The sequence below is a fragment of the Nonomuraea sp. NPDC050663 genome (assembly GCF_044456985.1).
GTDB lineage: Bacteria > Actinomycetota > Actinomycetes > Streptosporangiales > Streptosporangiaceae > Nonomuraea.
On record NZ_JBITGL010000022.1, the window covers coordinates 39,684 to 49,859 of the forward strand.

Sequence of the window (10,176 nt, forward strand, 5' to 3'; positions counted from 1 at the left end):
GTTAGAACCCTTCCGGCCAGCTGCTGTCGGGGAACCCGCCCGCCGAGGCGTCGGGCAGCACCACCTGATCCTTCTCGCCCAGCCCGGAGACGATCTGCACGTACTGGTCGCCGCGCACGCCGAGCTCCACGGGCCTCACGCCCTCGCGCGTGGTGACCACCGACGTGCCGTCCGGGCGGGTGGTCACCGCCTGGACCGGCACATAGACCGCGGCCTCCGCCTCGTCGAGCGTGAGCACCACAGCCGCCGTCTGGCCGACCATCAGACCGGACGGCGGCTCGTCGAAGGCGACCGTGACCGCGTAGCGCACCAAGCTGTTGCTCGTCGTCGCGGTGGGGGCGATGTGGGTGACCATGCCGGTGAGCTTGGACTCCGGGGCGCTCGCCAGCGTCACCGCGGTCTGCTGGCCGATCCTGACCTGGGCGATGTCGCTCTCGGTGAACAGCGCCTGGACCTGGAGCTCGTCGAGATCGCCGAGAGTGATGAAGGCGCCGGCGCCGGAGCTCTCGCCCACCTGACCGGCCACCATCAGCACGGTGCCCGCGGCGGGGGCGACGATCTTCGTGCCGGTGAGCTGCTCCTTGGCCTTCTCCAGGGCGGCTTCCGCTTGGTTCAGCTGCGCTTCCGCCCTGTCGCCGGTAGAGCCGCCGGTGGTCGCGGCACCGCCCGTGGTCGGGGAGCCGCCGGTGGTCGTGGAGCCGCCGGTGATTCGGGCGCTGCTTGTGGGCGTGGCGCAGGCGCCTGCCTTGGTGGTGTCCTTGGCGCTCGTGCTTGGACGGGCGGTGGGATTCCCAGACGGCTTGGCGGACGGCTTGGCGGACGGCTTGGTGGACGGGCTGGTGGACGGGCTGGCGGACGGCTTGGCCGTTGCCGACCGGCTGGCTGACGGTGATGCGGCGGGGGAGGCGCTCCTGCTCGGGGCGGCGCTGCTCGGCGGCGGGGTGCCGGGTGCCGGGGTGCTGGGGGCGGTGCTCGGCGTCGCCGTCACGGTCACCGTCGCGGTGGCCGTGACCGTGGCCGTCGCGGTGACCGTCACGGTGACGGTCGGCACCGGCTCGGGCGAGGGCTCGCCGGTGGGCTCGGGATCCGGCCCGGGTTTGTCCCCGGTCGCCGAGGGCGAGGGTGTGGCCGGGCCGAGCTCCAGGGCCGCGGGCCGTACGGTGGCACGGGCCCCGTCGACGCTGCCCGGCGTGGCGCCTGAAGACGCGGCGGGCGACACAGACGCGCTGGGCGACACCGCCGCGCTAAGCGGTGCGGCAGCACCCGGCGACACCGCCGCGCCGGGCGATGCCGCCGCGCTGCGTGACGCCGCCGCGCTGGGTGACGCCGACGGCTGCGGGCCTGTCGTGCAGGGTGCCGACGAGCCCTTGCCCGCCGAAGCCTCCGTCGACGTCGAGGCCTCCACCGCCTCCTGTGCGGCGGCCAGGTCCGCCTTGGCCTGGACGTAGGCCTCCTGGGCGGCCGTCGCGTCGATGCGCGCCAGGACCTGCCCCTTCTTCACCCGGTCGCCCACCTTGACGCTCAGCCTGGTGACCGTGCCCGAGGCGGAGAAGGCCAGGTCCCGGCTGTCGCCTGCGGCCGTGTTGCCCGGGGCGGAGATCGCGGACGTCACCGTCCCGCGCTCGGCGGAGGCCAGCCGTACCCTGGCCGCCTCCGGAGCTTCGTCACGGAGAGTGAAGTAGCTCGCGCCGGCGACGGTGAGGGCCGCGGCGGCTGCCAAGGCGCCGATCCGCACCCTTTTTGCACTCATGGGCGGCCATCATGGCTGGTAGATATGGGAATTTGCTAGGCGCCACCTGTGCCTTCGCTATGGTTTTCTATGCGGTTCCTTTCTCATCATATTTTAAGGAAAACGCAGAAAAATCCACATCTAAGCGTGCCACGGTCACGCAGTGTGAAGTTCAGACGCAGAGGCCTGCTGATCAACGGGGCCCTCGGAATCCTCCTGCTGGGTGGCGCCGGCGCGATCCACAACGCGCTCGGGCTCGGCGGCGCCACGCAGGAGGCCGCCGTGCGCACGGTCGCCGCCTCCCGCGGCACCGTCGTCGCCTCGGTCTCCGCCTCCGGCTCCGTCGAGAGCGCGCAGACCCGCTCGCTGTCCTTCGGCACCACCGGGACGGTCGAGAAGATCTACGTGCAGGTCGGCGACAAGGTGAGCAAGGGGCAGATCCTGGCCCGCCTCGACGACGACAGCGCGCGCGAGGGCCTGGAGGCGGCGCTGGCCGACTACCAGGCCGCGGCCGAGGACTCCGGCTCCTCCTCCGCCGCCTACGCCGCCTACGTGAAGGCACGAATCGCCTATCGCGAGGCGCAGCGAGAGGTGACCGGGACCGTGCTCAAGGCGCCCTTCGGCGGCACGATCACCGCGCTCAACGGCGCCGTCGGCGGCTCGTCGTCGTCCTCGGAAGGCTCCGGCGCGACCACCTCCGGCCAGTCGGGCGCGAGCACCGGCGGGTCGACGGGCTTCCTGACCCTGACCAACATCGCCAAGCTGCAGCTCACCGGCAACTTCACCGAGACGGACGTGGCCAGGCTCAAGGTCGGCCAGCAGGCCACGGTCACCTTCGACGCGCTCTCCGGCGTCTCGGGCAAGGGCGAGATCACCCAGATCGAGCCGGTCTCGTCCACGAGCAACAACGTCGTGCAGTACCCGGTGACCGTGGCTTTCACGCAGGTGCCCAAGCAGGTCAAGCTCGGCCAGACCGCCACCGTCAGCGTCGAGGTGGGCCGCGCCGACGACGTGATCGCCCTGGCCTCCAGTGCGATCACCACCGCCGGCGGCCAGAGCACGGTCACCCTGCTCAAGGACGGCCGGCAGGTGCGCACGCCGGTCACCCTGGGCGTCAAGGGCACGGTGACGACCGAGATCAGGTCCGGGCTGTCGGAGGGCGACCAGGTCGTCCCGCCCGCCACCACGACCACCACCGGCCAGCAGGGCAACCAGATGCGCGGCTTCGGCGGCGGCGGAGGCTTCACCGGCGGCGGCGGCCAGCCCCCGGGCGGTGGCGGCCGATGAGCCGTCCCGTCCTGCGCGTGGAGAACCTCGTCAAGGAGTACGGCGAGGGCGACGCGACCGTGCGCGCCCTGCGCGGCGTCACGCTCGACGTCGAGAAGGGCGACTACGTCGCCATCATGGGCGCCTCCGGATCCGGCAAGTCGACGCTGATGAACATCCTGGGCTGCCTGGACGTGCCGAGCGCCGGCCGCTACCTCATCGACGGCGTCGACGTGGGCGACCTCAGCGAGCACCAGCTGGCCGTCCTGCGGAACCGCAAGATCGGTTTCGTCTTCCAGTCGTTCAACCTGATCCCGCGCATGAGCGCGCTGGCCAACGTCGAGCTCCCGCTGACCTACGGCGGCGTCGGCCCGGCCCCCAGGCGCGAGCGGGCCCTGGCCGCGCTGGACCAGGTGGGCCTGTCCGACCGCGTCCACCACGACCCCAACCAGCTCTCGGGCGGCCAGCAGCAACGCGTGGCCGTCGCCAGGGCGCTGGTCACCGCTCCCGCGATGCTGCTGGCCGACGAGCCCACCGGCAACCTCGACACCAGCTCGACGCGGGACGTGCTCGACATCTTCGACCGGCTCAGCGTCTCCGGGCGCACGATCGTGATCATCACCCACGAGGACGACGTCGCGGCGCACGCCAAGCGGGTGATCAGGCTGGTCGACGGCCAGGTCATCGAGGACCGGCGTCAGGCCCCGGTCGACGGGCCGCCCCCGCGCACCACGGAGGCCGTGCTGTGAACCCGCTGGAGATCCTGCGCTTCGCGCTCAGGGGCCTGGTGGCCAACAAGCTGCGCAGCGCGCTGACCACGCTCGGCATCCTCATCGGCGTCGCCGCCGTGATCCTCCTGGTCGCGGTCGGCGAGGGCTCGTCGCGGTCGATCACGCAGAACATCCAGAGGCTGGGCGCCAACACGCTCACGATCTCCTCCTCCACCACCGGAGGCGGGGGCTTCCCCGGCGCCGGAGGGGCGGCCGGACGTTCCAACGGCGGCCCGCGCACCCAGGCGCGCCAGCTCACCCTGGCCGACGCCAAGGCCCTGACCGACCGGGCGCAGCTGCCGTCGGTCAGGACCGTCTCGCCGATCGTCACCGCGAACTCGGCCACCGCGACCTTCGAGGGCGCCAGCCACTCGATCGCGCAACTCGTGGGCACCTATCCCAGCTACTTCGAGGCCGCCAACAAGCCGGTGGCCCAGGGGCAGTACTTCGTCAACGCCGACGTCGGCGCCGCGCGCAAGATCGTGGTGATCGGGCAGACCGTGGCGGAGAACCTGTTCGGCGCCCAGGATCCGATCGGGAAGGCCGTCACGATCTCCGGTGTGCCGTTCACGGTGGTGGGGGTGCTCAAGGAGAGCGGCTCCAGCGGCATGCAGGACGCCGACGACGTGGCCATCGCGCCGCTGCCGGCCGTACAGCAGTCGCTGACCGGCTTCGGGTCGCTCAGCCAGATCCTCGTCCAGGCCACCTCGGCGGGGGCGGCGACCACGGCGCAGGCCGAGATCACCGCCGTGCTCAACCAGCTCCACGGCATCCCGGCCACGGGAACCGCCGACTACCGCATCCTCAACCAGGCCACGCTCCAGGAGACGGTCAGCGCGGCCACCGGCACCTTCACCGTGCTGCTCGGCGCGGTGGCGGCCATCTCGCTGCTGGTCGGCGGCATCGGCATCACCAACATCATGCTGGTCACCGTCACCGAGCGGACCAGGGAGATCGGCATCCGCAAGGCCATCGGCGCGCCCCGGGGGGCGATCCTCGGCCAGTTCCTGCTGGAGGCGACGCTGCTCTCGCTCGTCGGCGGCCTGTCAGGCGTGGCGATCGCGGTGGCCGGGGCGCAGTTCACCATCGCCGGCATCGAACCGGTGATCGTGCCCTCCTCGATCGTCCTGGCCCTGGGCGTCTCGGTCGCCATCGGGCTGTTCTTCGGCAGCTATCCGGCCAACCGGGCCGCCAAGCTCCGCCCCATCCAGGCACTTCGGCACGAATAGAGGTTCATGATCATGAAGGACACGCTGGAGAACTCGCCGTTCGACGGCGATCTCGAGTCCGAGTTGCGGGCCGCGCAGAAGAAGGGGGTGGGCAGGCTCACCGTGGTGCTGGGCGCGTGCGTGGTGCTGGCCGGCGGGGTGCTGCTCGGCATCCAGGCCCAGAAGGCCTTCGGGTCGTCCGCCGGCGCCTCGTCCGGTACGGCACAGCAAGCGGGCGTACGGCCAGGCGGCATGGGCCAGACGGGCCAGATGGGCCAGAACGGCGGCCGTCAGATGGGCGGCTTCGGCGGCCAGGCGACCGTTGGCACCGTGACGAAGATCGACGGCGACACGCTCACGGTCAGGACCCAGGACGGCACGGAGATCACCGTCACCACGACCGACGAGACCGCCGTGCTGGTCACGGGGAAGCTCTCGGAGCTGAAGAAGGGCGGCACGATCACCGTCCAGGGCGCCACGGGCGACGACGGATCGGTCAGCGCCACGACGATCAGGGAGGGCGCCGCCGCGGCCCGCCCGCCGAGGTGAGCCCTCGGCCCTTTTCCCGGCGGCGATTCCTGATTGAAGACTCCCCATTCTCCTGTGCATTCACTGTGGATGCCCATAACCGGCGCACAGCTTCATCTCATCTTCCTTCAATGTTCACCTGGTGTTCTGTTCGTCATGGAAATGAAGGACGCCGGTCACGCGCTTCGTGCGCCCAGCAGGCTGCACGCCTTCAACCGGTACGAAATCAAGTACCTGGTCGACCAGTCCGTGGTGCCCGCGCTGCGCGAGGATTTCGCGCGGCGCCTCGACGAGGACGAATATTCGGGATACGGCGGCTACGCCGTCGAGAGCGTCTATTACGACACCCCCGCACTGCGTTTCTACTGGGAGAAGATCGAGGGGCTGCGATTTCGCCGGAAACTGCGCGTGCGGCATTACGGGGACGGCGCCAGGCTCACCGATGAGACGCCGGTGTTCGTGGAGATCAAGCAGCGGGTCAACCGGGTGACGCAGAAACGCCGCATCCGCGTGCCGTACAACCTGGCCAGGAGGTTGTGCGACAAGCGCGAGATGATCCCGCACGACGTGTCCCAGCGGGGCTTCGTCGAGGAGGTGCTCGGGCTCGTCGGCACGCTCGACCTGCGGCCGGTGGCCACCACCGGCTACCAGCGGGAGGCGTTCAAGGGCCGCGACGCCGACGTGGGGTTGCGGGTCACGATGGACCACCGGGTGCGCGGCAGGGACCGGGACTTCGAGCTCGGCGCCGCGGCGACCAACCGCTTCACCATCGCGCCCAACCTGGCGGTGCTCGAGGTCAAGGCCAACGAGCGCGTGCCGTACTGGATGACCGACCTCACCGCCCGCCACGGCCTGCAGGTCGTGCGCATCTCCAAGTACTGCCAGAGCATCGAGGCCCACGGACTGGCGCCCCGATCCGTTTTCCACGTCCCCGAGGAGCTGTAAGTGGACTTCAGTTTTCAGGATCTGTCCGGCACGTTCAGCGTGGCGGACATCGCGATCTCGCTCACGCTGTCACTCGTGCTGAGCATGATGATCGGCTGGATCTACCGCGCCACCCACCGGCACGTCTCCTACAGCCAGTCCTACGTGCACACCCTGGTCATCCTCGGCATGCTCGTCTCGGTCATCATGCTCGTCGTCGGCTCCAACATCGCCCGCGCCTTCGCCCTGGTCGGCGCGCTGTCGGTGGTGCGCTTCCGCAACGCCATCAAGGAGACCCGCGACGTCGGCTTCATCTTCCTGGTGATGGCGATCGGCATGGCCGTCGGCACCCGCTTCTACGCGCTGGCCGCCATCGCCGCCGTGACGATCTGCCTGGTGGTGCTGGCGCTGCAGCGCTTCAACCTGTTCGCCCTCAACGTCCAGCGTCAGGTCGTCAAGGTCCAGGTGCCCGCCGACGAGGACTACACCGGCGCCATCCAGGACGCGCTGATCGCCCACACCGACGAGTTCGAGCTGGTCAGCCTGGAATCGATCCGCGGTGGCGCGCTGACCGAGCTGATGTACACGGTCAAGCTCAAGAAGGGCAAGGAGCCCGGCGAGCTCATCACCGCGCTGCGCCAGCGCACCTCCGGGCAGCGGGTGACCATCCTGACCGGGTACGACCAGACGGACCTGTGATGAGGCGGCTCATCCACCGGCTCCCGGTACGGCTGCGCCACCACTGGAAGCTGCCCGCCGCGTTCGCGGGATTCCTGCTCGTCCTGGGCCTGGTGGCCGGGACCGTACGGGTCACCCCGATCGTCGCCTCGGGCGGCAGCGAGGTCCAGGCCGCCGCGGCGGAGGACGTCGCGGGCACGTCGGACCTCTGGAGCTCCACCGACGGCCACGCGATCGCGGTCTCCTACGACGCGACCGAGTACGACGAGATGCTCGACGACTACTTCGACGACGACGAGAAGACCTGGATCAAGGCGGACGTCGTCATCGACGGCACCACGATCCGGAACGTCGGCATGCGCCTGAAGGGCAACTCCACGCTGCGCGGCCTCAAGGACGCCCGCCCCGGCGCCAAGACGACGACGCAGCAGCAGGGCCCCGGCGGCCGCGGCGGGTTCGGCGGCATGACGAACCTGTCCACCGACAAGCCCGCCGACCTGCCCTGGCTCATCGACTTCGGCAAGTACGAGGAGGGCCGCACCTACCAGGGTCTGGAGCAGCTGTCGGTGCGTCCCGCCGCGCAGGGGTCGGCGTCGTCCGTCAACGAGGCGCTCGCGCTGTCGCTGGTCGCCGAGTCGGGCGAGCCGTCGCAGAAGTACGCGTACTCGTCGTTCGCCGTCAACGGCGGTCAGGCGGCCGCCCGCCTGGTGGTGCAGCACCCCGACGAGGAGTACGCGTCGTCGCTCGGCGAAGGGGTGCTCTACAAGGCGCTGGCCACCGGGAACTTCGCCTACCAGGGCGACGACCTGACCGAGTACACCGACGACTTCAAGCAGATCAACAAGACCGGGTCGCAGGACCTCACGCCGGTGATCACGTTCCTGAAGTGGCTGGACTCGGCGTCGGACGAGGAGTTCGCCGCGCACCTGGCCGACTACGTGGAGGTGGAGTCGTTCGCGAAGTACGCGGCGTTGCAGAACCTGCTGCTGAACTTCGACGACATGGCCGGGCCGGGGAAGAACTTCTACCTCTGGTACGACCTGGGCAACGATAAGCTCAGGGTCATCACCTGGGACCTGAACTTCGCCTTCTCGGGCGATACGGCCCTCAAGCCCGGGGAGACGGCAAGCATGGGCGGCGGCATGACGCGCCCCGGCGGCCGGCAGGGCGGTCCCCCCGAGGGCCTGCCCCAACCGGACCAGGAGCGGCGCGGCGGTGGGGGCGGGATGCGGATGGGCAACACGCTCAAGACGAGGTTCCTGGCCGCCGAGGCGTTCAAGGACGACTACGAGCAGGCGTATCGCGAGCTGTACAAGACCCTCTACGCCGACGGCAGCGCGAAGGCGGTGCTCGACGCGCTGGAGCGGGTCGTCGGCGCCGACCAGGTGACCCAGCTGCGGGAGACCGTCGCCGCCCGCACCGAGGCTCTCGCCGCCGACCCGGTCGTCACGGGTGGCTGAGCCGGCATGAGCGGCCCTTTCCTCCGCTCGTGCCAGAGCTTCCTCCACCCGCGTCTCGACCACCCAGGAGGCGCTCACGCAGTCGCCCTGGGCGAGGGTTGCCTGGCGGTGTCGGGTTGCACCCCGCCCTGTGACTGACTGGCCCGTTGATGAAGACGCGCTCGTGGGGGACGACGGTCAGCCCAGGAGGGCGGCCATCCACCCCTCGACCTCGTCCGGGTGGCGGGGGAGCCCCGCCGACATGAGCCGGGCCCCGTCCGAGGTGATCACCAGGTCGTCCTCGATGCGCACCCCGATCCCGCGGAACTCCTCCGGCAGCGTCAGGTCGTCCGCCTGCAGGTACAGCCCCGGCTCCACGGTGAGGACCTGGCCCTCCTCCAGCACCCCGTCGAGGTAGACCTCCGCCCGCGCCCTGGCGCAGTCGTGCACGTCCAGGCCGAGCATGTGGCCGCTGCTGCACAGCGTGTAGCGCCGGTAGAGCCCCGACTCCATGAGCGAGTCGACGCTCCCCTCCAGCAGCCCCCACGAGGTGAGGCCCTCGCAGATGACCCGCATGGCCGCCTGGTGGAAGTCGCGGAAGCGGGCGCCGGGCTTGAGGGCGGCGATGCCGGCGTTCTGGGCCTCGTACACGAGGGAGTACACCTGCCGCTGCACGGGGGAGAAGGTGCCTGACAGGGGGAGGGTGCGGGTGATGTCGGCGGTGTAGAGGGTGTCGGTCTCGACGCCGGCGTCGAGCAGCAGCAGCTCGTCGCGCGACAGCCGGCCGTCGTTGCGGATCCAGTGCAGCACGCAGGCGTGCGCGCCGGAGGCGACGATGCTGTCGTAGCCGACGGCGTTGCCCTCCAGGCGGGAGCGCAGGCCGAAGACGCCCTCCAGGTAACGCTCGCCGCGCGCCTCGCGCAGGGCCGCGGGGAAGGCGCGCACGACGTCCTCGAAGCCGCGTGTGGTGGCGTCGACGGCGTGCTGCAGCTCGCCGATCTCCCACTCGTCCTTGACGAGGCGCATCTCCGACAGGAACGTCGCGAGCTCGGCGTCGCCGTCGTGCGAGGGGACGGCCGAGTCGACGGCCGGGTCGACGCCGCGCAGCACGCGGGCGGGGCCGGACAGGGACAGGTCGCGGATGTGGGCCGTGGTCAGGCCGTACAGGTCGGTGGCCTCGCGCAGGTCAGGGCGGCGGCCCACCCAGAACTCGCCGTAGCGGCGGTCGCGGTAGAACTCCTCGCCCGACGAGCGCGGGGAGCGGGGGCGCAGGTACAGCACGGCCTCGCCCGACGGCTCGACGACGAGGACGTCGTCGGGCTCGCCGTGGCCGGTGAGGTAGGAGAAGGCGCTGTGCGGGCGGAAGCGGAAGTCGCTGTCGTTGCTGCGCACCTTGAGCGTGCCCGAGGGGATGATCAGCCGTTCGCCGGGGAAACGCCCGGCCAGGACGGCGCGCCGCTTGGCGGCCCAGGGAGCGATGGGCAGCGCGGCCAGGTCGGTGCGGGCGGTGTCGGCCCACCCGGTGGCCATGAAGGCGGTCAGTGCCTCGGTGACCGGGAGGTCGTGGCTCCCGGTGTTCAGCTGCTCGGTCACGATGGAGGATCCCCTTCAAGCAATCTCGGTGGTATTTCACA

General features: G+C 70.5%; 9 protein-coding genes. 7 read left to right on the forward strand and 2 right to left on the reverse strand.

Features of this window, described 5'->3' with window-relative positions; all coding sequences use genetic code 11:
* Nucleotide 1: 1 nt before the first annotated feature.
* Nucleotides 2-1,750: an efflux RND transporter periplasmic adaptor subunit gene (locus tag ACIBH1_RS42580; RefSeq protein ID WP_397319788.1), complete on the reverse strand. Its 1,749-nt coding sequence runs from the start codon at nucleotides 1,748-1,750 to the stop codon at nucleotides 2-4.
* Nucleotides 1,751-1,894: 144 nt separating this feature from the next.
* On the opposite strand from ACIBH1_RS42580, the gene ACIBH1_RS42585 reads away from it, so the two are divergent.
* The 7 genes from ACIBH1_RS42585 to ACIBH1_RS42615 all read left to right on the forward strand — a co-directional run bounded on the left by ACIBH1_RS42585 (nucleotide 1,895) and on the right by ACIBH1_RS42615 (nucleotide 8,563).
* Nucleotides 1,895-3,016, forward strand: a complete 1,122-nt coding sequence (locus ACIBH1_RS42585) for an efflux RND transporter periplasmic adaptor subunit (RefSeq protein ID WP_397319789.1) — start codon at nucleotides 1,895-1,897, stop codon at nucleotides 3,014-3,016.
* Nucleotides 3,013-3,744: an ABC transporter ATP-binding protein gene (locus tag ACIBH1_RS42590; protein ID WP_397319790.1), complete on the forward strand. Its 732-nt coding sequence runs from the start codon at nucleotides 3,013-3,015 to the stop codon at nucleotides 3,742-3,744. Before ACIBH1_RS42585 ends, ACIBH1_RS42590 begins: the two co-directional genes overlap by 4 nt.
* Nucleotides 3,741-4,994, forward strand: coding sequence for an ABC transporter permease (locus ACIBH1_RS42595; protein WP_397319791.1), 1,254 nt, complete (start codon nucleotides 3,741-3,743; stop codon nucleotides 4,992-4,994). The genes ACIBH1_RS42590 and ACIBH1_RS42595 overlap by 4 nt, the downstream gene beginning before the upstream one ends.
* Before the next feature lie 12 nt (nucleotides 4,995-5,006).
* The gene (locus ACIBH1_RS42600; protein WP_397319792.1) at nucleotides 5,007-5,522 is read left to right on the forward strand and encodes a hypothetical protein; all 516 of its coding nucleotides are present in this window, start codon (nucleotides 5,007-5,009) and stop codon (nucleotides 5,520-5,522) included.
* 135 nt (nucleotides 5,523-5,657) lie between these two features.
* Nucleotides 5,658-6,446 carry a polyphosphate polymerase domain-containing protein gene (locus ACIBH1_RS42605; protein ID WP_397319793.1) on the forward strand — a complete coding sequence of 263 codons (789 nt, stop codon included), beginning with the start codon at nucleotides 5,658-5,660 and terminating at the stop codon, nucleotides 6,444-6,446.
* On the forward strand, nucleotides 6,447-7,124 hold the full coding sequence (locus tag ACIBH1_RS42610; RefSeq protein ID WP_397319794.1) for a DUF4956 domain-containing protein: 678 nt from the start codon (nucleotides 6,447-6,449) through the stop codon (nucleotides 7,122-7,124). It begins immediately after the preceding gene.
* Nucleotides 7,124-8,563 (forward strand): CotH kinase family protein, encoded by a 1,440-nt coding sequence (locus ACIBH1_RS42615; RefSeq protein ID WP_397319795.1) that lies wholly within the window; start codon nucleotides 7,124-7,126, stop codon nucleotides 8,561-8,563. The genes ACIBH1_RS42610 and ACIBH1_RS42615 overlap by 1 nt, the downstream gene beginning before the upstream one ends.
* Before the next feature lie 177 nt (nucleotides 8,564-8,740).
* Here ACIBH1_RS42615 and ACIBH1_RS42620 read toward each other — a convergent pair whose 3' ends face one another.
* Nucleotides 8,741-10,135 carry an aminopeptidase P family protein gene (locus ACIBH1_RS42620; protein ID WP_397319796.1) on the reverse strand — a complete coding sequence of 465 codons (1,395 nt, stop codon included), beginning with the start codon at nucleotides 10,133-10,135 and terminating at the stop codon, nucleotides 8,741-8,743.
* Nucleotides 10,136-10,176: the final 41 nt, after the last annotated feature.